The organism is Bhargavaea ginsengi (assembly GCF_900109165.1).
GTDB classification, from domain to species: domain Bacteria; phylum Bacillota; class Bacilli; order Bacillales_A; family Planococcaceae; genus Bhargavaea; species Bhargavaea ginsengi.
This window is the reverse complement of record NZ_FNZF01000001.1, coordinates 487,860-510,947: the sequence shown is the minus strand read 5'-3', so window position 1 is coordinate 510,947 and position 23,088 is coordinate 487,860. Positions and strand designations below refer to the sequence as shown.

General features: G+C 54.1%; 23 protein-coding genes. 17 read left to right on the top strand and 6 right to left on the bottom strand.

Going from position 1 to position 23,088, the window contains the following annotated elements; translation table 11 throughout:
• Nucleotides 1-24: 24 nt before the first annotated feature.
• On the bottom strand, nucleotides 25-1,083 hold the full coding sequence (gene hisC, locus BMX91_RS02435; RefSeq protein ID WP_092049519.1) for a histidinol-phosphate transaminase: 1,059 nt from the start codon (nucleotides 1,081-1,083) through the stop codon (nucleotides 25-27).
• A 115-nt stretch (nucleotides 1,084-1,198) separates the two neighbouring features.
• Between hisC and BMX91_RS02430 the strand changes: the two genes are divergently transcribed.
• The 7 genes from BMX91_RS02430 (at nucleotide 1,199) to BMX91_RS02400 (ending at nucleotide 6,533) form a co-directional block, all read left to right on the top strand.
• Nucleotides 1,199-1,630 carry a hypothetical protein gene (locus BMX91_RS02430; protein ID WP_092049518.1) on the top strand — a complete coding sequence of 144 codons (432 nt, stop codon included), beginning with the start codon at nucleotides 1,199-1,201 and terminating at the stop codon, nucleotides 1,628-1,630.
• Nucleotides 1,631-2,137: 507 nt separating this feature from the next.
• Entirely contained in the window at nucleotides 2,138-2,779 is a 642-nt protein-coding gene (locus tag BMX91_RS02425) for a class I SAM-dependent DNA methyltransferase (RefSeq protein ID WP_092049516.1), read from the top strand.
• Nucleotides 2,780-2,834: 55 nt separating this feature from the next.
• A complete protein-coding gene (locus BMX91_RS02420) occupies nucleotides 2,835-3,797 on the top strand; it encodes a PLP-dependent cysteine synthase family protein (RefSeq protein WP_092049513.1) in 963 nt (320 codons plus the stop codon).
• Nucleotides 3,760-4,908 (top strand): bifunctional cystathionine gamma-lyase/homocysteine desulfhydrase, encoded by a 1,149-nt coding sequence (locus BMX91_RS02415; protein ID WP_092049511.1) that lies wholly within the window; start codon nucleotides 3,760-3,762, stop codon nucleotides 4,906-4,908. Before BMX91_RS02420 ends, BMX91_RS02415 begins: the two co-directional genes overlap by 38 nt.
• Nucleotides 4,909-5,035: 127 nt before the next feature.
• The gene (locus BMX91_RS02410) at nucleotides 5,036-5,446 is read left to right on the top strand and encodes a PaaI family thioesterase (protein WP_092049508.1); all 411 of its coding nucleotides are present in this window, start codon (nucleotides 5,036-5,038) and stop codon (nucleotides 5,444-5,446) included.
• A 6-nt stretch (nucleotides 5,447-5,452) separates the two neighbouring features.
• Nucleotides 5,453-6,073: a pyroglutamyl-peptidase I gene (gene pcp, locus BMX91_RS02405; protein ID WP_092049505.1), complete on the top strand. Its 621-nt coding sequence runs from the start codon at nucleotides 5,453-5,455 to the stop codon at nucleotides 6,071-6,073.
• The gene (locus BMX91_RS02400; protein WP_177168233.1) at nucleotides 6,066-6,533 is read left to right on the top strand and encodes a DinB family protein; all 468 of its coding nucleotides are present in this window, start codon (nucleotides 6,066-6,068) and stop codon (nucleotides 6,531-6,533) included. Before pcp ends, BMX91_RS02400 begins: the two co-directional genes overlap by 8 nt.
• An 84-nt stretch (nucleotides 6,534-6,617) precedes the next feature.
• Here BMX91_RS02400 and BMX91_RS02395 read toward each other — a convergent pair whose 3' ends face one another.
• Entirely contained in the window at nucleotides 6,618-6,923 is a 306-nt protein-coding gene (locus BMX91_RS02395) for a DUF3243 domain-containing protein (RefSeq protein ID WP_092049500.1), read from the bottom strand.
• Between the two features lie 308 nt (nucleotides 6,924-7,231).
• Here BMX91_RS02395 and BMX91_RS02390 point away from each other — a divergent pair, with 308 nt between their 5' ends.
• A complete protein-coding gene (locus BMX91_RS02390) occupies nucleotides 7,232-7,609 on the top strand; it encodes a DUF485 domain-containing protein (protein WP_245744213.1) in 378 nt (125 codons plus the stop codon).
• A gap of 2 nt (nucleotides 7,610-7,611) precedes the next feature.
• On the top strand, nucleotides 7,612-9,141 hold the full coding sequence (locus BMX91_RS02385; RefSeq protein WP_092049497.1) for a solute symporter family protein: 1,530 nt from the start codon (nucleotides 7,612-7,614) through the stop codon (nucleotides 9,139-9,141).
• Between the two features lie 93 nt (nucleotides 9,142-9,234).
• Here BMX91_RS02385 and BMX91_RS02380 read toward each other — a convergent pair whose 3' ends face one another.
• Both BMX91_RS02380 and BMX91_RS02375 read right to left on the bottom strand, forming a co-directional pair.
• Entirely contained in the window at nucleotides 9,235-10,638 is a 1,404-nt protein-coding gene (locus BMX91_RS02380) for a purine-cytosine permease family protein (protein ID WP_092049494.1), read from the bottom strand.
• A 180-nt stretch (nucleotides 10,639-10,818) separates the two neighbouring features.
• A complete protein-coding gene (locus tag BMX91_RS02375; protein WP_092049492.1) occupies nucleotides 10,819-11,610 on the bottom strand; it encodes an SDR family oxidoreductase in 792 nt (263 codons plus the stop codon).
• A gap of 162 nt (nucleotides 11,611-11,772) precedes the next feature.
• Between BMX91_RS02375 and BMX91_RS02370 the strand changes: the two genes are divergently transcribed.
• Both BMX91_RS02370 and BMX91_RS02365 read left to right on the top strand, forming a co-directional pair.
• The gene (locus tag BMX91_RS02370) at nucleotides 11,773-12,126 is read left to right on the top strand and encodes a CidA/LrgA family protein (RefSeq protein WP_092049490.1); all 354 of its coding nucleotides are present in this window, start codon (nucleotides 11,773-11,775) and stop codon (nucleotides 12,124-12,126) included.
• On the top strand, nucleotides 12,126-12,806 hold the full coding sequence (locus BMX91_RS02365) for an LrgB family protein (protein ID WP_177168232.1): 681 nt from the start codon (nucleotides 12,126-12,128) through the stop codon (nucleotides 12,804-12,806). The genes BMX91_RS02370 and BMX91_RS02365 overlap by 1 nt, the downstream gene beginning before the upstream one ends.
• Nucleotides 12,807-12,872: 66 nt before the next feature.
• On the opposite strand, the gene BMX91_RS02360 is transcribed toward BMX91_RS02365, so the two are convergent.
• Nucleotides 12,873-14,555: a DUF2207 domain-containing protein gene (locus BMX91_RS02360; protein WP_092049486.1), complete on the bottom strand. Its 1,683-nt coding sequence runs from the start codon at nucleotides 14,553-14,555 to the stop codon at nucleotides 12,873-12,875.
• Between the two features lie 212 nt (nucleotides 14,556-14,767).
• Here BMX91_RS02360 and BMX91_RS02355 point away from each other — a divergent pair, with 212 nt between their 5' ends.
• From BMX91_RS02355 to hutI, 5 genes are all read left to right on the top strand, one after another.
• Complete coding sequence (locus BMX91_RS02355) at nucleotides 14,768-15,760, top strand: TAXI family TRAP transporter solute-binding subunit (RefSeq protein ID WP_092049484.1); 993 nt, start codon at nucleotides 14,768-14,770, stop codon at nucleotides 15,758-15,760.
• Nucleotides 15,757-16,233: a DUF1850 domain-containing protein gene (locus BMX91_RS02350; protein ID WP_092049481.1), complete on the top strand. Its 477-nt coding sequence runs from the start codon at nucleotides 15,757-15,759 to the stop codon at nucleotides 16,231-16,233. The genes BMX91_RS02355 and BMX91_RS02350 overlap by 4 nt, the downstream gene beginning before the upstream one ends.
• Entirely contained in the window at nucleotides 16,220-18,238 is a 2,019-nt protein-coding gene (locus tag BMX91_RS02345) for a TRAP transporter permease (RefSeq protein ID WP_092049478.1), read from the top strand. Before BMX91_RS02350 ends, BMX91_RS02345 begins: the two co-directional genes overlap by 14 nt.
• Nucleotides 18,239-18,415: 177 nt before the next feature.
• On the top strand, nucleotides 18,416-20,101 hold the full coding sequence (hutU, locus tag BMX91_RS02340) for a urocanate hydratase (protein ID WP_245744211.1): 1,686 nt from the start codon (nucleotides 18,416-18,418) through the stop codon (nucleotides 20,099-20,101).
• Nucleotides 20,098-21,351, top strand: coding sequence for an imidazolonepropionase (gene hutI / locus BMX91_RS02335; protein WP_092049472.1), 1,254 nt, complete (start codon nucleotides 20,098-20,100; stop codon nucleotides 21,349-21,351). The genes hutU and hutI overlap by 4 nt, the downstream gene beginning before the upstream one ends.
• Before the next feature lie 100 nt (nucleotides 21,352-21,451).
• On the opposite strand, the gene sda is transcribed toward hutI, so the two are convergent.
• The gene (gene sda / locus BMX91_RS02330) at nucleotides 21,452-21,598 is read right to left on the bottom strand and encodes a sporulation histidine kinase inhibitor Sda (protein ID WP_143059338.1); all 147 of its coding nucleotides are present in this window, start codon (nucleotides 21,596-21,598) and stop codon (nucleotides 21,452-21,454) included.
• Between the two features lie 350 nt (nucleotides 21,599-21,948).
• Between sda and BMX91_RS02325 the strand changes: the two genes are divergently transcribed.
• Complete coding sequence (locus BMX91_RS02325; RefSeq protein ID WP_092049467.1) at nucleotides 21,949-23,085, top strand: M20 family metallopeptidase; 1,137 nt, start codon at nucleotides 21,949-21,951, stop codon at nucleotides 23,083-23,085.
• The last annotated feature ends 3 nt before the right edge of the window (nucleotides 23,086-23,088 follow it).

Below are 23,088 nucleotides of genomic sequence, written 5' to 3'. Positions count from 1 at the left end.
AGTCGGTATGACTTCCGGACTTTCTTAATTTGGGAGAATCTCCTCAAGCGCCCCGAACAGCTTGTCCATTTCATCATCGGTCCCGACGGTGATCCGGAGATAATCTTTGATCCTGGGCTTGGAGAAATGCCGGACGAGGATGTTGCGGGACTTCAACTCGGTATACAGCTGTTCGGCTTCAGCTTCCGGGTGCGTGCAGAACAGGAAATTCGCAGATGACGGAAGGACGGTGAATCCGAGCTCGGCAAGGCGCATCGCGGAGCTGCCGCGGGTGGCAATGATCTTCGCGGTCGTCTCCTCGAAATATCCGGCATCCCGGAAAGCCGCCTCCGCGCCGGCCTGTGCGAGCCGGTCGGTCGTATAAGAGTTAAAGGAGTCCTTGATCCGGACGAGTCCTTCAATCAGTTCCGCGCTGCCGAGTGCATAGCCGACACGGAGGCCTGCCAGCGATCTCGATTTGGAGGTCGTCCGCACGACAAGCAGGTTGTCGTATTCCATGATCAGCGCTGCTGCCGACGGGCCGGCGAAATCGATGTACGCCTCATCGATAATGACGACGCGATCGGGATTGCCTTCAAGAATCCGGCGGATGCCGTCAAGCGGCTCATAGATGCCGGTCGGGGCGTTAGGGTTCGGCAGGATGACGCCTCCGTCGGCTCCCAAGAAGGCGTTCGTGTCCAGCGTGAAATCGTTCCGGAGCGGCACTTCTTCAAACGGCACACCGAACAGATTTGAATAGACCGGGTAAAAACTGTAGGTCACGTCGGGAAATCGGATCGTCTTTCCAGGATCAAAGAACGCCATGAAAGAAAACGCCAGAACTTCATCGGAACCGTTCGCCGTGAAGACGTTTTCCTGCCCGAGTCCTTCTGCATCGGCGATGGCCTGCCGGAGAGGATCGGCGGTCGGCGATGGATAAAGGCGGAGTCCTTCAGCCGCACTGCGAATTGCTTCCGTCACTCCCGGTGCCGGCGGGTACGGGTTCTCGTTTGTATTCAGCTTGATGATCTCCGCTCGGTTCAACTGTTCGCCCGGGACGTAGGGTTCTGTCCGCCGCGCCATTTCACTCCAAAATCTGCTCATGCCGATCGCTCCTCATGCTTTAATGATTTATCACGTTAAAGTTAACGGAATAATCAGGTGTTGTCAACGGTATTCCAGGGTATAGGGTAATTTAGTGAAAGGGGGATGCCTGAAAATGAAGAAGAACCTGTTCCTCATCGGTGCCGCCGCCATGTTCCTCTCCGGATGTGGCGGACAGCAGAACCCGGAAGAAGCATTGCCGGATGTCCCTGAGGAGGTGGAAGCAGACGGGGACGTCCAAAGTCTGGCGCAAGAATCGGAAGAAATGAGTGAAAACGAATCGGGTGAACACAAAATCCATGCACAGGAAGTGGACCATGCCCAGCCAGTCAGTGATCCGTCAAATTATGAGGAACTGACGCACGCGAAAGAACATTTCACGCCGGAAGATTATGAGATCCGCGTCGCCAATGATAACCCCGGTAATCGGGTGCTGCTCTTCATGGACGGAGATGAACCGGTCTTCAAGACGGTGCTGATCAAGAACCAGGGCCTCTTAAAAATCATTTCCTCCGATAAAGGGCTCATAGGACAGACCAAGATTTGACGAGATGCCGGTCTTGCTCATATACAAATGAGGCTGTCCAATAAGTCATTAATACGATAAAAACAGCAAACGGCACGGACTCTGGTCGCTTACCGCGGGCCGGCGCCGAGCCCCGCGTAAAGCGGGTCTCGACAGCCCGGCTTTTCCCGCAGGTGTCTCCCGGCGTCCGTGCCGTTTGCTATATCATGTGCTGAATCCGACTTTTCGGACAGCCCCATTTTTTATTTGATGCTTCGATAAAGGCCGGTGAGCTCTCGCTTAACATTCAAAGGGATTGCTATAAATTCGGCCATGCCGCCTTTCATTCCAGTAATGGAGTCATTGGACAACTCAAGCAGTCCCTTTACTTTTATCCGCACTATACAGCTTTATGATCAGACAGTTAATGCTTTGTCCGAAACCAGCGTAAATTTAATTCTTTTGTCCTCTTGTTATTTTTAGGAACAAAGGATACATTATTGCCATACTCTAATTCTGAGTAAAACAATCAGAAAGGGGGGGTTAAGGATGGCGTCTGAGTTCAACAAGCTATTTGATGACTGGTCCAAAACCTATGATGATACAGTGGCCGGTACTGACCCGGAGTACCGGGCGGTGTTCGCCCATTATGAAGATATTCTGCAATCCGTTGCAGACAGAGCTGATGGATTGATCCTGGAATTCGGGGTGGGCACCGGAAACCTGACCGAGCGGATCCTCAGTCAGGGAAAAGAACTGATTGGCTACGAGCCATCGGTGGAAATGCGGAAAATCGCCAAACAGAAACTGCCCGGACTACACCTTTTCGAAGGTGACTTTCTGGAATTCCCAAAACCGGACCGGGTACCTGATACCGTCGTGAGCACTTACGCATTCCATCACCTGACTGATGAAGACAAGAAAACCGCAATTACCCGCTTTCACGAACTCCTCAGCCCTGGAGGAAAGATCGTCTTCGCGGATACGGTTTTTGCAAATAAGGAAGCGAAAGAAAAAATGATCCAGGATTCCCTGGACAATAATTACGACCGTCTGGCCCAGGATCTTCAGACCGAGTATTACACAACGATCCCGGTCCTGACGGAAATATTCGGTGAGCTCGGCTTTGAGTCAGCGTTCACCCGGAAAAATGACTTTGTCTGGCTGATCGAAGCTGTCAAAAAAAGCTGAGTGGGAGCCGGAACCGTACTACATCGGAAAAGCATCCGAAGAAGGAAGGATCCAAATGAACGTTGCACGAAATGTCCATGAACTCATCGGCCGTACCCCCGTTGTGGAACTTACATCATTCCCGCTGCCGGACGGGGTGAGGCTGTTTGCAAAGCTTGAAAACATGAACCCCGGCGGAAGTGTCAAAGACCGTCTTGGCCAATACCTTCTAAAGCAGGCTTTCCTGGAAGGGAAGCTGAAAAAGGGCGGAACAATCATCGAGCCGACAGCAGGAAACACCGGAATTGGACTTGCGATTGCGGCGATCCGGTACGGGGTCCGCGCTATTTTTGTGGTCCCGGAGAAATTCAGCATTGAAAAACAGACGCTCATGCGCGCGCTTGGAGCGGAAGTGGTCAACACGCCAACCCAATTGGGTATGGAAGGCGCAATCGCCAGGACTGAAGAACTGCTCAGGGAGATCCCGGGATCCTATTATCCCGGCCAGTTCCAAAACGCTTCCAATCCCGATACGTACTACGAAAGCCTCGGGCCGGAACTGGCGGAAGAATTGGACGGGAAGATCGATGTCTTCGTTGCAGGAGCAGGCTCCGGCGGGACGTTCACCGGCACGTCCAAGTACCTGAAGGATCATCTGAAAAACGTGAAGTGCGTCATCGTCGAACCGGAAGGCTCCATCTTGAACGGCGGCCCATCTCATTCCCACCGTACTGAAGGGATCGGGATGGATTTCCTCCCGCCGTTTATCGACAGGCGTCTGTTTGATGGCATCCATACCATTTCCGACGAAGAGGCATTTGAACGGCTGAGGGAAGCCGCAAAAAAAGAAGGACTGCTGGTCGGCAGTTCTTCAGGGGCTGCGCTAGCCGCAAGCCTGAGAGAGGCGGCAACGGCCCAGCCCGGAACAAATATCGTCACAATTTTCCCCGACAGCAGTGAGCGCTATATCAGCAGCGGAATCTATGATGAGGTGATGAAAAATGAGGAAGAAAACGCAGTTAATTCACGGAGGGGTTAGCCGGGATCCTTATACAGGGGCGGTCTCAATCCCGATTTACCAGGCCAGCACATACAAGCAGGACGGTGTCGGCAACTTTAAATATGAATATGCCCGTACAGGAAACCCGACCCGGGAAGCGCTCGAAAAGCTGATCGCAGACCTGGAGGGCGGAGCCCGCGGTTTCGCTTTTGCATCCGGCATGGCCGCCATCACAGCGACCGTCCAGCTGTTCAGGGCAGGGGACCACCTGCTGGTGACGGATGATGTGTACGGCGGGACATTCCGCGTGATGGATAAGATCTTCAGCCGGTTCGGGGTTGACGTTTCGTTCGTCGATACAAGCGATCCGGAAACAGTCAGCAAATCGGTCCGTCCGGAAACGAAGGCGATCTTTATCGAGACACCGACCAACCCGCTCTTGAAGATCACAAACCTTGAGGCCATTTCCGGAATCGCAAAAGAAAACGGGCTGAAGCTGATTGTCGATAATACATTCAGCACCCCGTATTGGCAAAACCCGATTGCGCACGGCGCGGACATCGTCCTCCACAGCGCCACCAAGTATCTGGGCGGGCACAGCGATGTCGTTGCAGGTCTTGTCGTAGCGAAAGATGAGCAACTGGGCGAAGAGCTTCATTTTGTCCAGAACTCCACTGGAGGGGTATTGGCTCCCCACGATAGCTGGCTGCTGATCAGGGGCATCAAGACGCTCGGCATCCGGATGGAGGAGATCGAAAAGAATACCGAGGAAGTCGTCCGTTTCCTCACTGGCCACGAGGCTGTCGGTAAGGTCTATTATCCGGGCCTGACGGACCATCCGGGACACGATGTGCACCAGAAGCAGGCAGGCGGGTTCGGAGGAATGATCTCTTTCACAGTGGAGAGTCAGGAAAAGGCTCTATCCTTGCTGGAGAAAGTCCGCTACTTCACACTCGCGGAAAGCCTGGGAGCTGTTGAAAGCCTGATTTCGATTCCTTCACTTATGACCCATGCGTCCATCCCGAAAGAGCGGCGCCATGAACTGGGGATCGAGGACGGCCTCGTCCGCATCTCGGTCGGCCTGGAAGATCCTCTGGACTTGGTGGAAGATCTGGAACAGGCGCTTGCCGCAAACGAAATCCATGTCTGAGTGATCAAATAAGCGGAGACCGTCCCCGGGGCGGTCTCCGTTTTTGTATGTCGGGACTGCCGACCGGCAGGAAACGTAGTGGTATACTGGAACTATTCAATTCCGCAGATAAAGGGGAAAAGACAACATGATTGCAACCGACTTTGATCAGATCCGTTCAGATTTTGAAACGAGCGAGTTTTTCCGGCACCTTGGACTCCGGATCACCCGGCTCGATGAGGAAGATGTCGAGCTGTACCTTCCGTATAAACAGGAGCTGGACAATGTCCAGAGCACCGTGCATGGCGGCTTTTATATGAGTGTCCTCGACACGATGATGGGATTGAAAATCCGTCAGCTGGGCTTCGAGGCACCGGTGACGATCCAGATGCAGACACAGTTCCTGAAGCCGCTCATCGGAGAATCCATGACTGCGCGTGCCGCACTCATCAACCAAAACAGGAGTACTGTCCTGATAGAGGGCAAACTGTTTAACCAGGCAGGGGAACTGATCGGCTATTCGACTGCCACATTCAAAGTATCCAATACAAGGAAGTGATTGTGCATGAAGACAATATTGCTGACTGGCTTTGAACCGTTTCTGGACTATCCCGTGAACCCGACGATGCGGATAGCGGAGGAACTGGACGGGACAATCATCGGAGACTATCAGGTTTGTACGCGGATCCTGCCTGTCGACTTCGGCAAGGCGTCCGCCAGACTGATCGGCGTCATCCGCGAAGTGGAGCCGGACGTCACGGTTTCTCTAGGGCTGGCTGCCGGCCGGTACAAAATCACGCCTGAACGGATCGCTATCAACGTGAAGGACGGGGCTGCCGACAATGAAGGGCATCGCCCGGTCGATGATCCGATAGATGAAGAGGCGCCTGACGCCTACTTCTCGACGCTTCCTGTCCGGGGAATGGTCGATGCCCTGCTGGAAGCCGGCATTCCGGCAGAAATCTCCAATACAGCCGGGACGTATCTGTGCAACAATGTCATGTATGCCGGCCTTCACTATGCCAAGACAGAAAACCCGGATATGAAATCCGGCTTCATCCATATTCCTGCATCTCACGAACTGGCCCTCCGGCATGGAAAAATTCCTAGCTGGAGCCATGAGGACCTGCTCCGGGGAGCCAGAATCTGCCTGGAGAACATCGCAGGGGAATCCAAGGGTGAATGAGACCTGCAGCCGCATCTTCCACCATCTTGAATGGCTTTCAAGAACAGTTATACAGATGACCTCCGACCTGACTGTGGAAGACATGGATTTCCGCCCGGATCCGAAAAAGCGCTCGCTCGGTGAACTGCTTTCGCATATCGCCCTCATCTGCGAAGCCGATGCCCGGATATCGGATGAAGCATCGGAAAAGGAGATGGCGGACTACTATCAATCGGCGGAAGTCAATTCGCCTGAAGAGGTCCGCAGCTCACTGCGGAACAACCTGAAAAGTCTTAAACAAAGGTACGACGAGTATACCGAGACGGACTTGAATGTGACCACTACAAGCTGGTGGGGCACGACGGATACCCGGCTCGGCTGGCTTGTCCAAATCCTCACGCACATGGCGCACCATCGGGGACAGTTGCATTCAATGCTTGTCAGGATGGGGAAGGACCCTGAAATCCAATTGTTTGAATAGCAAAAAGCGGTATTCTCCATCTCAGGAGAATACCGCTTTTATTGTTAATAAGACGCTTGGAGAAGTCTCCGGCGTTACATGTTCCTATTGTTGAACCAGACGCACCAGCAGATGGGCGAGGGTGTGTTGCTGTTCCTTATCGGCCACTTTCCAAAGCTGCTGGAGCAAGTGTTCTTCGCGGTTTCGCGGCTCTTCATGTTTCATGAGGTAATTGGCCACCCATTCCGCACCTTTTGCGAGCTGCTCCTCGCTCAAGCCCATCTTTTCACCTTTATCCACTTTATGAGAGAGGAATTGCTTGAAGCGGTTGAAGTTATCGAGGATTTGGTCTTTTTCCTCATTATTATAGTCCTGCATTTCGTTTTCGATCCGATCTTTGAATTGATCCATACCCGGGCTCCTTTCAATTTTCCTATATTCAGTATTTCCTTTGTATCCTGCGCCAAAACCGAAAAGGAGTAAACTCCATGCAGAGTGGAGTTGTTCGAAGGGCATGGGTCCAAAACCATAGGTCTGTCGGAACAGGTGTACCTAATAGATGGCATGCTGCGGTTTTTTTCGGCAAGAAGGTGGTTCCGTTTACTAAGTGTCTATGACTAAATGTTCATTTTTAACAGAAAGTAAAAAAACTTTTGAATACTAAACCTCTCTATTCTACAATGAACCTATTATTCGGATTGTTAAAGGAGGTCATCTTTTTGAAAGTTGGAAGCGTTTACACCGACGAGCGTGGCATTTCGGATGCAGAAGTAAATACGGCGCCGGAACGTCAGGCTCAAACGGATTTTGTCCGTGTCACGGAAAGCAGCAGATTCAGGGAACTGATGAAGAAGAAGAAAAAGTTCATTGTGCCGCTCACGATCTTTTTCATGGTGTTTTATTTCATGCTGCCGATCCTGACGTCTTACACGAATGTTCTGGAGAGGCCGGCTATTGGTGATATTTCATGGGCGTGGATTTATGCAGGCGCACAGTTCATCATGACTTGGGTCCTTTGCACGGTTTACGTCAGAAGGTTCCTGAAGTTCGATAAGGAAGCTGATGAAATTATCGAGACAGAGATCAAGGGGGGATAAGCTTGAGCACAACAGTCATAGTCCTGTTTTTATCTATTGTACTTCTTACATTGTTCATCACTTGGTGGGCAGCCAAGCGCACGACCACCGCGGGCGAGTTCTACACGGCCGGCGGGGGGCTCACCGGCTGGCAAAACGGCCTTGCCATCGCGGGGGACTACCTGTCCGCCGCCTCATTCCTCGGTATTGCCGGGATGATCGCACTTTTTGGGTTTGACGGATTCTTCTACTCCATCGGGTTCCTGATTGCCTATCTCGTCGTGATGTTTCTCGTGGCGGAACCGCTCCGGAATCTCGGTAAATATACGCTCGCGGATATGATCAATTCACGTTTTGACGCGAAAAAGGTCCGCGCGGCGGCTGCGTTCAGCACGATCACCATCGTCATCTTCTATATGATTGCCCAGCTTGTCGGCGCGGGTGCGCTTATCCAGCTTCTGTTCGGAATTCCATACTGGATCGCGGTCCTCATCGTCGGTGTCATGATGACGATCTATGTCCTGTTCGGCGGCATGACGGCGACTAGCTGGGTGCAAATCGTCAAGGCGGTATTGCTCATGCTCGGTACCGTGGTCATTGCGGTGCTGGTCTTTGCCCGCTTTGATTTCAGCGTCATGACGATGTTCAGCGAGGTCAAGACAGCAACCGCGCACGGTGAAGCCTTCCTGCAGCCGGGACTCAAGTATACAGTCCCACTTGATACAATCTCCCTTATGCTTGCGCTCGTTCTCGGTACTGCAGGTCTGCCGCATATCCTGATGCGCTTCTTCACGGTCAAGGATGCCAAGACGGCGCGCAGTTCTGTTGTTACGGCGACTTGGATTGTCGGGATCTTCTATATCCTGACCATCTTCCTCGGCTTCGGGGCAGCTGCATTTGTCGGGCACGAAGCCATCGTGGCAGCGAACCCGGCCGGAAACATGGCCGCTCCGCTGCTCGCGGAAGCGCTCGGCGGTGATCTGCTCATGTCGTTTGTCTCGGCAGTAGCATTTGCTACGATTCTCGCGGTGGTGGCGGGACTGGTCCTGACCGGCGCCTCGGCATTCGCGCATGACATCTATGGCCAGATCATCAAGAAGGGACAAGCCACCCAGCAGCAGGAAATGAAGGCTGCCCGCCAGGCTTCCCTATGGGTATCGGTCTTCTCGATCCTCCTGGCGCTCGGCGCGCAGTCGCTGAACGTTGCCTTCCTGGTCTCGCTCGCCTTTTGTGTGGCGGCAAGCGCGAACCTGCCGGTCATCCTGTATACCATCTATTGGAAACGATTCAACACGACAGGCGCCATCACGGCAATGCTGTTCGGTCTGATTTCAGCGCTTGTTCTGGTTGCAGTAAGCCCGAACGTCCTGTCGCCGGAAGCCGGTGCTGCGATGTTTGTTGGCGAACCGCTCTTCCCGCTCACGAACCCTGCTATCGTATCAGTTCCGCTCGGATTCCTCGGCGGCTGGCTTGGCACCATTCTCTCGAAAGAGTCGGATGCCCGGCGTTTTGCAGAGGTATCGGTACGCGCCAACACCGGATACCGTGAATGAACTTGAACAAAAAAACCGCTCCTGCCGGTATTTCCGGCGGGAGCGGTTTTTTATGCAATTGTGAATCCGGGGAGCAGTGGTACGGCCGAAAGATCAGGCAATGAAATCTTCCTCTGGAACTTCCTCCGGCTGTTTTCTCATGTAGTAGCGTCCCTTGGTTGCAATCGCAAGGACAACGGTCAGGATGGCGGCAAGGATGGCCGCGAAAAATGCCGCTGTGCTGGCGAGGAACTCACCCATGAAGCCGAGTGCGGCAATGGTGCCGAGAACACTCGCAACGATGAGTGCAACAGTTCCGACCGGGTTCCACTTATACAGGTATTTCTGGCGGGCCTCGTAGTAGAGCGGCCCGATTTTCAGCATTTTCTTCACGATGAGCGCATCAGCTACAAGCACTGCGGCCCAGGCGAGAAGGAAGACGCCCTGGAAAGTCATGACAGCGCCCAGGTGGTCAACAATGCCGCCAAGCATAAGAACGATGGCAAGAATGCCGGCAACGACCACCCAGAAGCGGCGGCCGGGCGTGAAGCGGAACATGTTCTCGAAGAAGTTCGAGAGAGACAGCGAGGCGCTGTAGATGTTCGTCACGTTGATGCGGAGCTGGGTGAGCGCCGTGAAGAGCGCACCGCCGAGACCGAGGAGCGTCACAATGTAAACGCCCGGATTGGCTTCGCCAAGACGGACGCCAAACCAGATGCCGAGGCCGCCCATGACACCAAAGCAGAAGAATTGAGGGACGAAGCCGATGATGATGGAGCCCTTTTTGATGTCTTTCGGCTTCAGGAACCGGGTGTAGTCGGAAGCGAGCAGGGCGGTGAGCCCCATGATGCCGTGGTGCATCCCGATACACGCCAGAAGCGCCGTGCCGCCGACCTCGACACCTTCCGGCATATAGGTCCAGAACGAACCTTCATATACGGAAGGAGTAAGGAATGAAAAGACGATCGCCGCGATCAGGAAGACGAAGAAAATCGGAAGCGACCATTTTTGCAGCTTGTCCAGCTGTTTGATGCCGAACCAGTTCAGCGGAATGACGATGGTTCCGAAAAAGACGATGAGCACCCATTGAGGGATGGAAGGGAAGAAAGTGTAGACGGCAGCGACCAGGATCAGTCCTTCAAACGCAACATAGAGGATAAAGTTTGATGCGTAGATAAGGGACGTGAGCGAGGCGCCGATATAGCCGAATCCGCCGCCTCTTGACATCAGGTTGACGTTCATGCCGGATTTCGCGGAGAAATAGGCGATAAACGAACCTAGGATGCCGGCGACGATGATCGCATACGCTGAGGAGATCAGGGCGTTGATGGCGCCGAACTGCAGGGCCATGACACTGCCCATCTGGAAGTAGAAAATCGCGGTGGCGATTCCAAATGTAATATTCGTGATGCTCAGCCATCCCATTTTCCGTTCGGAACGGGGGACGCGGTCCAATGAATAGTCGTCGGTATGTGCTTCCTGTGCCGTTGTTTGGTTGTCTACGGACACTGAAGTCATTGAATCACTCCTTATTCTATTTGAGTTGATAAATTTCGTAGAAAGACCACTCTCCCATGTGATGGTTTTCACAAACTGCAACTTTATTAGCATAACAAAAATATCGCATATCGGCAAGGTGTCCTAAATCAGAACACGGCAGGGGTGAACGATCCCTGCCGTGTTCTGGGTCAGATGAAATTAAAGAGCCTTTAGCATGCCGCCATCGATGACGAGGGATTGGCCGGTAAGGTAGGTGTTGGCGCCGGATGCCAGGAAAACGACGGCTCGGGCAAATTCGTCCGGCTGTCCGTAGCGGCCGATCGGAATGTTCTGTTTGGCGTTCTCGGTGACTTCTTCCGGTGTCACGCCGGTTTTCTTGGCGCGCACGGTGTCCAGCTCGATGATCCTGTCTGTTTCGATTCTGCCGGGCCCGACTGTATTGACGAGAATATTTGAAGATGCATACTCGCGGGCAAGGGATTTCGACAGGCCGACCATACCGGCACGGAACGTATTGGACAGGATGAGCCCGTCGATTACTTCCTTCGTGGAAGACGAGGAGATGTTGATGATGCGTCCCCAGTTGTTTTCCTTCATACCCGGCAGGACCTCCCGGACAGTACGCGTATAGCTCAGCAGGTTCTGCTGGAATGCCTTGATCCAGTCTGCATCTTCCACATCTGCAAATCCTCCGGCTTTTGGCCCCCCGGTATTGTTGATGAGTACATCTACTACGCCAAAAGCTTCACGGACTTTAAGGAAAAGCTCGGAGATATCCTCTTCACGGGACATGTCGCACGGGTGGTAGCGGATATTGTCATTTCCGGATTCCTCCTTGAGTTCCCCTGCGGTCTGTTCAAGAGATTCAACGCTCCTGCTCGTCAGGAAGACGGCTGCCCCTTCTTTTGCAAACTCCAATGCGATAGCTCGTCCAAGCCCTTTGCTTGAAGCCATGACCAGTACATGTTTGTCCTTCAGTTTCAGATCCATGAAATTTCCTCCTTTATCCCCAACAATCCGATTGTACCGGAAAACCGGCGTTTCGGTCAGGATTCATTCCATTTTGTTGGGACTGCCTTGAGCGGCAGGGGGAGGAGGAGTAAGATGGAAGGAAATGATTGAATTTCGAACAAAGCGGGGTGACCGGTGTCCATGAAAAAATTCGTTCAGCTCGCGCTGATCTTCCTGTTCTATTTCTTCGGGGTGCAGGTCAAGGAATGGCTCGGTTTGCCCATCCCAGGCAGCATCATCGGGCTTCTTTTGCTTCTTGTGTTCATCATCGTGTTCAAAAACATGTCGGTGAATGCCCATGCCGAAGGTGCATCCGTCCTGATCCGCAATTTCACACTGTTCTTCATCCCCACCACGGTCGCCATCATCCTTTACCTGGACTTGTTCAGGACATGGAATGCGATTTCGTTTGTGGCGGTGCTCGCGAGTACTCTTCTGACAATCGTTCTGACCGCGTGGGTGATTGAACGGTCGGTCGGGAAGGGGGAAGCATGATGAACACGACGATCATCTATCTGTTCGGTGCGCTTATGACGCTCGGTACATACGCAATCGGAATCTATCTGTACAAACGATACAAAAAGACCTGGCTGCAGCCGATGATTGTAGCAACTGTCCTGATCGGGCTGTTGCTGCTATCGGCTGACATTTCATATGAGACCTATATGAAGGGGGCAGAATTGTGGAACTGGCTGCTTGGGCCGGCAGTTGTTGCCCTCGCTTATCCGCTGTACTTTAACCTGCCGATGGTGAAGAAATACTTCGGTCCGATCCTGCTCGGTGTGTTTGGCGGAGGGCTGTTCGGCCTCTTCAGCGGCTATCTTCTGACGAAATGGCTCGGGGCGGATGCAGCGGTTGCCATTTCGACAATCCCCAAAAACGCCACGACGCCAATAGCCATCGAACTGTCTGAGACGATCGGCGGCATCCCGTCGCTGACTGTCGTCTATGTCATGATTGCCGGCATCGGCGGTGCAGTTCTCGGCATTCCGATTCTCGACAAGATGGGTATCCGTCATCCGGTTGCCCGGGGACTCAGTGTCGGAATCGGCTCACACGGATTCGGTACCGCGAAACTCTTTGAAACAAGTGACAAAGAGGGCTCCGTAAGTACGGTTGCCTATATTCTGACTGCGATCCTGATCACGGTCGTCTGTACCCTGTTTTTTATGTGAACAAATGATAAAGCTCCATTCCGGCCTGATCCGGAATGGAGCTTTTCTCTTTGATGGCGACCGGAGTCAGAATGCTCCAGATCCTCCGCCTCCGCCACCGGTGCCTCCGCCTGAGCTGGTGGAGGACGAGGAGCTTGAAGAGTGGGCGGCATGTGTGCCGGCAACGGCAAATGAGCGGTTCATGATGAGTGGATCGTATCCGAAGAAGACCGGCGCTTCCGGGGAAGCCTGCCGCGTTTCCGCAAATCGCGCAAATGGCAGATCGATGTGTTTATTTTTGGTGCCGATCGCATAGATATAGCCGCGGAGACGATCTTCGCGCGGCATGGCTTGCCAGTCTTCCAAGTCGACGCCGTCCAATTTTTCGGTGAACGCCCGCCATTGTTCACGAATAAGATGGCCTTTGTCGCTGAGCGGCCTGAGGAAAGCGGCCGTGATCAGGCAACCCGCGGCAAGCGGTATGGCGATGGCCAGGTGGACCAGTGCACCGGCTATGCCGAAGTAAATGGCGGTGCCGGCAAGGACGCTTCCTGTGAGGACGAGGAGCCCGGACGTTCCGGGATGGGCTTCCCTCAGCCGGGCCTCCTTGATCTCCTCGGCCACGGTTCCCATCCATTCCGCCACCCGGTTGCTGTACTCACCGGCTTCCTCATCGTCTTCGGTCCGTCGCTTCAGCTCATCCAGATCAAACGAGCCTGTCCCGTCACCAAAGCTGTCAAAGAGGATGGAACGGAAGATTTCCTCGTGCTTGTGTTCCGGTACCTGGTCTGTTTCTTCGAACCGGGTTTCAGTCACCTGGACAACCTGGCCTTTACGGATCAGGTCGAGCAGGGCCGCGGAAAGGCGTTCAGGTTCGGCACTGATGGCCGTTGCAGTGAATTGCACGGCTGCAGGCATGCTGATTGTCTCATCCGGTGCGCGGAAGCCGTTTTCTTCCGCCTGGAGTCTCGCTGATTCCCGTTTACGGCGTGCAGACTTCCATTCAATCCAGCCGACGGCAAGGAGTAGGAGTCCCGCAGACGGCAGCATGATATTGCCGATCAGGACTGCATTCCGGTGGCGGGCTTCCGCAGCTTCCTGTTCTTCGGCAAGCCGTACCCGTTCATCTGCAATGGTGTTGCGGATTGTGCCGGATACGGTATTCAGGGAAGGGAATAGGGAGCCGTCGAAGACAACACGGATATCCCCGTTTTCTCCAGAACCGACATGGCCCAGGTCAAACCGGGCACTGCCGTCAGACTCGACAGTTCCGGTCCCGGCCGCCTCATCATAGCCGATCACTTCCGTTCCGCTAGCAGGTTCCGGAGGTGCGACCGTAATGATCATCCTGCCATAGTCCGCTTCATTGCGGTCATCGAAGAATGGCCAGTAGAACTCAGCCCCGTCCTCATAAAGGATAACGGAATCCTCAATGACATAACGTAATTCGACCGTTACCTTCTCATCTTCACCGCCCCGGAAGACTTTGTACAGGTCTCCATCTTTCTCGGTCTTGAGCGGCTGCCCATCCTCGAAGGCACTGAATCCAGTGATATCGGTGTCCTCTTTGGGGACGAGCATCCGGGTCATCCCATTAAAATCACCATCAAACTGGTAAGTGTGATATTCGGTCACATTGACCCTTCCGCTTTTGTCCATTTTGGCTTCGATCGTGCTGTCCGTTATTTCGAAGTCAACAGCCATCGCGGCGGCCGGAAACAGGAATAGCAGGAGCGTCGCCGCCAGGATGGTTCTGATCAGTCTCGTCATCACGACCGCCTCCGTTTCAATTTGGTTATCTATTTATACGGAACAGGCATTGGCAAGGTTTCAGGCGCCGTTGAATTGCAGTTAAAATTATCAGTAACATTCAATTAATCTGAACGTTCTTTCCCATTCGACTTGTTTGCGCTTTCTTTCTATTGCTATAATGGCTTCAATCAATAGTTCCAAAGAACGGCTAACAAAAAGGGGGATTTTGTATGAAGAAGAAATGGACAGCACTCGCAGCAGGGACCATGCTGAGTGCAATGGTGCTTGCTGCATGCGGCGGTGATGACGGAGATTCTGCCGGAGGAGACGGAGATGGCGGGGGTAATTCGGAAGGACTTGATACCCGGATCGTGACAATCGCAACCGGCGGTGCATCCGGCCCTTACAACATCATCGGCACCACGCTGGCAAGCGAGTATTCAGATGCATACGGCGTCAACTCGAAGCCGCAGACAACTGGTGCTTCAGTTGAAAATATCAACTTGATCAAGGAAGGCAAAGTTGAGATGGCATTTGTGATGAGTGATGTCCTGACGGAAGCGGTTGACGGTACCGGCAACTTTAGCGAACCGGTCGACCAGGTCCAGCAAATTGCCGCTCTCTATCCGAACTTTGTCCAGATCGTGACGACTGCAGATTCGGGAATCGAAACGGTCGATGATCTGAAAGGCAAGCGGGTGGCAGTGGGTGATCAGAACTCCGGAGTCGAAGTCAATGCCCGGAACCTTCTGGAAGGCCACGGTATCACCTATGACGATATTGAAGTCGATTACCTTGGCTATGCCGAGGCGGCTGACGGCCTGCGTTCCGGCCAGATTGACGCGGCATTCCTGACAAGCGGCCTGCCAAACTCTTCCGTCCTTGAATTGTCGAAGAGCCTGGATCTTAGCATGGTCTCTGTCGATCCGGCAAAAGTTGAAGAGATCGCAGAAGAACAGCCATATTTCATCTCTATGGAAATCCCGGCGGATACATACGGCAATGAAGAAGCCGTTCCGACTGCAGCCATCATGAACGCCCTTGTCGTGTCGTCCGAGCTGTCGGAAGACGACGTCTATAAACTGACGCAGGAATTCTTCGATAGTCTGGAATCACTTGAGAACTCCCACCAGGCTGCTTCCGACATTTCTCTGGAGGGGGCACAGGAAGGCATGGTCGCACCGGTCCATCCGGGAGCGCAAAAGTACTATGACGAGCAATGAAATCCAAAAGCTTCATCTTCGGGGGCATAGCGGTCGTTATGCTCCTTCTTTCTCTTTTAATACGCGTTTCCGCCATCCGTGTCACCACAGATGGCTGGCAAGAAGATATTCCCGTTGACCGGTTTGAAGTCGGTTGGATCCACTCGGTGGAAAAAGAGCCGTGGTTTGAAACATATGAAGTGCGTGACGGGAAGCTCTATCTCACGGAAACCCGGTTTAAGACATTCGGGGCAGGCGTTCCATCGGATGGAAAGGTCATTCCGTCTGATGACGGCTTTGTCCACATGGCCCTGGAGCAGCAAATCGGTGAACTGACTATTTCAACATCTGCCAATGTCCGGACAACTTTATACACGGAAAAAGGCGATCGTCCACTTTATGATTCCGGAGGGGAACGGTGGACGGTCAGAATTACACATCAACAGGTGCCGCTTTGGCGGCTGATCGGAGGTGCCCATCATGAGCGAAACTGAGAAAAAAGGAATTGCCGCGGAAACGGAGTTCCTGGATGAGCAAAAGCAGGAAGCGCTGCTTGAGAAATTTGATGCAGATTCCAGGACACGGAAAATCAGCAAACGGACAGTTGTGCTGTTTATTTCGATTGTCGCCATTTTGTATTCGGTCTTTCACCTGTACACAACGTTTAATCCGATTCCGGCACTGCAGCAGCGAGCAGTACACGTGGCAGTCGGGGTCGGGCTCATCTTTCTGCTTTACCCGATGACTAAAAAACAGAGCCGCAGCCGGGTTCCCTGGCTGGACTGGCTGCTGTTCATCGGGGCCATTGCAACGGCCGGCTATCTGATCTCCCAATACACGGCCATCGTCACGACGAGGGGCGGGATACCGAACACGGCTGACATTGTCATGGCAATCGTGACGGTGCTGCTTGTTCTGGAGGCGGCACGTCGGGTGACCGGTTGGATCCTGCCTGTGCTCGCGCTGATTTTCCTTTCTTATCCATTCTTTAGTCATATGGCATGGGTTCCCATTAGTATGGCGACCCGTCCGTTCGATCTGGGGGACATCTTCGGCCAGCTGTACCTGAAGACGGAAGGGCTTTTCTCAACTGCGATCGGAGCTTCGGTAAACTTCATTTTCCTGTTCATCCTGTTCGGTGCTTTCCTGGCCAAATCCGGAATGGGTCAATTGTTCAATGACCTGGCGCTTGCGCTGGCCGGACACAAACAGGGCGGTCCGGCAAAAGTTGCCGTCATCTCAAGCGGCTTCATGGGAAGCATCAATGGTGCCGCCGTGGCCAACGTAGTGGGTACCGGCGCGTTCACCATCCCGATGATGAAGAAGATCGGCTACTCCAAAAACTTCGCCGGAGCAGTGGAAGCAAGTGCCTCTGTCGGCGGACAGATCCTACCTCCGATCATGGGCGCGAGCGCGTTCATCATGGCCGAAACGACAGGTGTTGAATACGGGACCATCGCGCTGGCCGCATTGATCCCGGCTCTCCTTTACTTCCTGGGTGTCATCATGCAGGTCCACTTCCGCGCAGGACGCAGGGGGCTGAAAGGCATTCCGAAGGCCGATCTGCCGCGGGTCAAGGAAGTCATGAAAGAAAGAGGGCATCTTCTGCTTCCTATCCTATTGCTCGTCTTCTTCCTATACCAAGGGGTTCCGGTCGGCCAGACTGCGATCTACACGATTATTTCCACGGTCATTATCGCGGCCATCCGAAAAGAGACCCGCATGGGCTTCCGTGATATCCTGGCCGCGCTGGACAGTGGCGCCAGGCAGTCGCTTTCTGTCATGGTCGCCTGTGCGGTAGTCGGAATCATCATCGGCGTCGTAAGCCTGACCAGCTTCGGTAACGTGATGACCTCTTCTATTGCAAGCCTTGGAGCGGGTTCCCTCTTCCTGACCCTGTTCTTCACCATGCTGGCATCAATGGTTCTCGGTATGGGGCTTCCGTCAATTCCTGCCTATATCATCACGGCAACCATGGCGGCGCCTGCGCTGGCCGAGTTCGACATCCCGATTATCGTCGCCCATCTGTTCGTGTTCTATTTCGGAATCTTTGCCAACATCACACCGCCTGTCGCGCTGGCTGCTTTTGCAGGAGCCGGGATATCCGGCGGAGATCCGATGAAAACGGGCTTCCATGCCCTTAAACTCTCTGCGGCAGGGTTTTTGATTCCTTATCTGTTCGTATATAACCCTGCGATGCTGATGCTGGATACGGAAGGCATTGCCACGAATGCCAGGGAGTTTGGAATGGCTGCACCGTTTGATATCCTGATGATCACGGTCACTGCGGTGATTGGCATTATCGCCCTGAGTTCGGCAATCGAAGGTTACTTCCGGACAGATATGAATCTGATTTTCCGGATTTTGCTTGGAGCAGGGGCCGTCGGAATGATTATCCCGGAAACCTATTCCGATGTGATCGGCATCGTGATTGTCGGTGCGATCTTCGTCGTGAACTTCCTGAAAGAACGGCGGGAAAGCAGTCCGGCCACAGCCTGACAAGCGTCATCTGTCCAGACCAGCCTGATGAGTCCCCTGAAATCTTTTGCCTGACCCGGCAAAACGGTTTCGGGGGCTTTTTTCGTATGCTCCCTCACTAAAGCGCTGAACATTATCCCGATCCTGATGTCCCATTTCTGCATTCATTGTACAATGGGGAAAAGGGAGGCGATGAAATTGAAAGCGCATACAAATGATGCGGCGGAAAGAGTGATTGCCTATACCGGAACGGAATTGCATACGAAAGGGTGGCTGCAGGAAGCTGCGCTGAGAATGCTCATGAACAATCTCCATCCGGATGTGGCGGAGCATCCGGACCGGCTGGTCGTGTATGGGGGGATCGGCAAGGCGGCACGCAACTGGGAATCGTTCGATGCAATCGTCGCCGCGCTGAAGCGGCTGGAAAATGACGAAACTCTCCTTGTCCAGTCGGGAAAGCCGGTGGCCGTATTCCGGACACACCGGGATGCGCCGCGTGTCCTGATCGCCAATTCGAATCTGGTCCCTGCCTATGCCGATTGGGAGACGTTCCATGAACTCGACCGCCGCGGACTCATGATGTACGGGCAGATGACCGCGGGAAGCTGGATCTATATCGGCTCCCAGGGAATCGTGCAAGGTACGTATGAGACGTTCTCAGAACTTGCCCGCCAGCATTTCGGGGGCTCCCTCAAAGGCACCATCACGCTCACGGCTGGTCTCGGGGGCATGGGCGGGGCACAGCCGCTTGCCGTCACAATGGCGGAAGGGATATGCATCGCGATAGAAGTGGATGAGAGCCGCATCGACAAGCGGATCCGGACGCGGTATCTGGACAAAAAGACTGATTCCGCCGATGAAGCCATACGCCTTGCGGTAGAAGCAAAAAAAGAAGGCAAGGCGCTTTCAATCGGACTGCTGGGGAATGCTTCCGATGTCCTTCCGGTGTTGCTTGAACGCGGATTCATCCCGGATGTGCTTACCGACCAGACATCGGCGCATGATCCGCTAAATGGCTATGTCCCGTCCGGAATGACTGCGGAAGAGGCGGGAGAGCTACGGGCTTCGGACCCGGAACTTGCCGTGAAAAAGGCGAAATCGTCGATGGGGGGCCATGTCCGTGCCATGATTGGCATGATGGACAGGGGCGCAGTGACGTTCGACTACGGCAACAACATCAGGCAGGTGGCAAAAGACGAAGGTGTCACCCGGGCGTTTGACTTCCCGGGATTCGTACCGGCCTATATCCGGCCGCAGTTTTGCGAGGGCAGGGGGCCGTTCCGCTGGGTGGCGCTGTCCGGCGACCCTGAAGACATCAGGAAGACGGATGAAGTGATCCTTCGGGAATTCAGCGACAATGTTCAACTCTGCAACTGGATCCGGATGGCGCAGGAGAAGATTGAATTCCAGGGCCTCCCTTCCCGAATCTGCTGGCTCGGATACGGGGAACGTGCCCGCTTCGGTAAAATCATCAACGACATGGTTGCATCAGGCGAGCTGAAGGCGCCGATCGTGATCGGCCGCGATCATCTCGATTCGGGTTCTGTCGCGTCTCCTAACCGGGAGACCGAAGCGATGAAAGACGGTTCCGACACGGTGTCCGACTGGCCCATCCTGAATGCCCTCATCAATGCCGTCGGAGGGGCGACCTGGGTATCCGTCCATCATGGCGGAGGCGTCGGAATGGGATACTCCCAGCATGCAGGGATGGTCATTGTGGCGGACGGAACAAAGGAAGCGGAGGCAAGACTGGAGCGGGTGCTCACGAGCGATCCCGGGATGGGCATCGCCCGCCATGCGGACGCGGGATACGAAGTTGCCATCCGGACAGCAAGGGACAAGGGTATCGACATCCCGATGCTCGGGAAGGAGGATCCGTCTTGAGAAGACCTCTCTGGATTAAGCATGCGGCCCAGCTTGTGACGGTCGCAGACGGCAATGGGCCCAGGACAGGAGCGGGCATGTCTGAACTCGGCCTGATCGAAGACGGAAGCGTCTGGATCGAAAACGGTGAAATCAAGGCAGTCGGCACGACCGCCGAGCTGAATACGCAGTTCGGGGAATGGGAGGAAGATGCGGATGTTTTCGAGGCTTATGGCAAGCTCGTGACGCCGGGGCTCGTCGACCCGCATACCCATTTCGTTTACGGAGGAAGCAGGGAAAGGGAATTTGAAATGAGGCTCGAGGGCGCTTCCTACATGGATATCATGAATGCCGGCGGCGGTATTCACGCGACCGCCCGTATGACGAGGGATGCGACGGAGAAAGACCTGTACCTGCAGGCGGAACGACGGCTTGATTCGTTCCTCCGGCACGGTGTGACAACGGTCGAGGGAAAGAGCGGTTACGGGATGGATCTCGAGACCGAGCTGAAGCAGCTCGATGTCATGAAACAGCTGAACGAACGGCATCCGGTCGACATTGTGCCGACTTTCATGGGTGCCCATGCCGTCCCGCCGGAATACAAAGGCAGGGAAGAGGAATTCGTCAGCCTCATCATCGATGAGATGATTCCGGCCGTGGCATCGGAAAAACTGGCTGTCTTTAATGACGTCTTTTGCGAAGTCGGTGTCTACACGCCCGAACAGTCCCGGCGTATCCTTGAAGCAGGGAAGCGGCATGGGCTGACGCCGAAGATCCATGCAGATGAAATCGAACCTTATGGGGGTGCTGAGCTTGCCGCCGAAGTCGGTGCCATCTCCGCGGAGCATCTGCTAAAGGCATCCGACGGGGGGATCCGGAAGATGGAGGAAGCGGGCGTGATCGCCTGCCTTCTCCCGGCAACTGCCCTGTATCTGAGAGAAAAAGCTGCAAGGGGAAGGGAGATGATCGACGCGGGTGTGCCGGTCGCCATCTCGACCGACTGCAACCCGGGTTCTTCCCCGACGACATCGATGCCGCTTGTCATGAACCTGGCGTGCATCTCCATGAGGATGACCCCGGCAGAAGCCCTTGTCGCGGCGACGATCAATGCCGCATATGCTATCGGAGTGCAGGACAAGGCGGGTTCGATCGAACAGGGCAAGCAGGCAGATCTCGTCATGTGGAATGTGAAGAGCTATCAGGAGCTCCAATATCTGTTCGGTATCAACCATGTAAGTGCCGTCTGGAAAAAGGGAGAAAGAGTTGTCTGAGCAGCCGGGAAAAATCCCGGCTTTTTGTTTGCACACAAAAAGCAGAAAGCATACCGGTGTAAAGTTGATGCTTTGACACCGGTGCCATCTGCTTCATCATTCATACCGGACATAACAAGTCTTTATCTTGTACGAAGGTGCGGCGCATAATCTCTTTCTCGAGTAGCAGGATAAAACGTTGACTGAGCCCGTGTGCAATCGCCGTGAGATAGGTGTCAATAAGCTGATCGTCCGTCAATCTTTCCAACTCGTTCACCTCCGGAACAACAGTCTGAGAAGTGCGGACCGCCGCCATTCCCGTAAATTCAATTTACCAAAGAAACATTTCGGGAACAACTGTTCCTTTATCCACAAAATCCGGTGGATAACCTGTTGATAGTGTGTGTGAATGACGGCTCATTCCGCGTTCGGCAGTGTGGATAATGTGCATAGAGTTATCCACAGAATCTGGATAAGTCGGATTTTGTCGAAAAGTTTTCTGCCTTTCGCATCATCTTTCTGCTTGCAACTACATAGAATGGCAGTTTCAACTAAAAGCTCCGAACCGGTATAATGGAAAGGTAATTATCAACTAGACAGCGAATGGAGTGAATGACCATGGAACAATTCCTGAACAGCCGTCAGGAAGAGATGCTCGGCCTGCTTGGGCAGCTTGTCAATATTGACTCCGGCTCGCGAAATAAAGCGGGAATCGACAAGGTCGGAAAAATCCTGAAAGAAGCGTATGTTAATCTGGGGTTTGACGTCCAGACTGTCAGCCAGGAGGTCCAGGGCGACCACCTCATCATCCGGCAAAAGGATGCGAAGGATCCCGAAATACTGATTGTCGCCCACATGGATACCGTCTTCCGTGACGGTACGGTAGCGGAGCGGCCATTCTCAGTGAAGGATGGACGTGCATACGGGCCGGGCGTCATCGACATGAAGGCGAGCCTCGTTTCGCTTCTGTACGCCGTACAGGCCATTAAAGACAGCGAACGCCAGGGCCTGGACAATATCGAAATCCTCCTCACAAGCGACGAAGAAATCGGTTCGATCACGAGCCGTCCGATGATCGAGGCCCATGCGGAAGGAAAAAAGGCCGCGCTGATCATGGAGCCCGCACGCAAGGATGGCTCACTCGTCAGCGCCCGCAAAGGCGGAGGAGACTACACGATCCGTGTACATGGCGTTGCCGCGCACTCCGGCATCGAACCGGAAAAAGGACGAAGCGCCACGGAAGAGCTTGCCCACAAGATTATCAAACTCCATGCGCTGACAGACTACAGGGAAGGCATCACCGTCAATGTCGGCGTTATCCAGGGGGGAGATGCGGTGAATGTCGTCACGCCTGAAGCTGTCGGTTATGTGGATATCCGCACGACGAAGCTGTCCCAGGCGGAGCCGCTTGACCGAGCGATCCGCGACATCTGTGCAGATCCCGACGTGGAAGGGACCACCATCACAGTCGAGGGCGCCATCAACCGTCCGCCGATGGAGCGGACAGAAGGGACGGCCGGCCTGATCGAGCTGATCAGGGGCATCGGTGCCGAGATCGGAATTGAAGTGACTGACACTGCAACAGGCGGGGGAGGGGATGCATCCTACACCTCTGCCGCAGGAGTGCCGACGATCGACGGGATGGGACCCGTCGGAGGAAACGCCCACCGCGATGATGAGTACATGGAAGTCGGCTCTTTCATCCCGCGCTGCCGTCTGCTTGCGGAAACGATCGTCCGGCTGTCGGAAAAATAAATG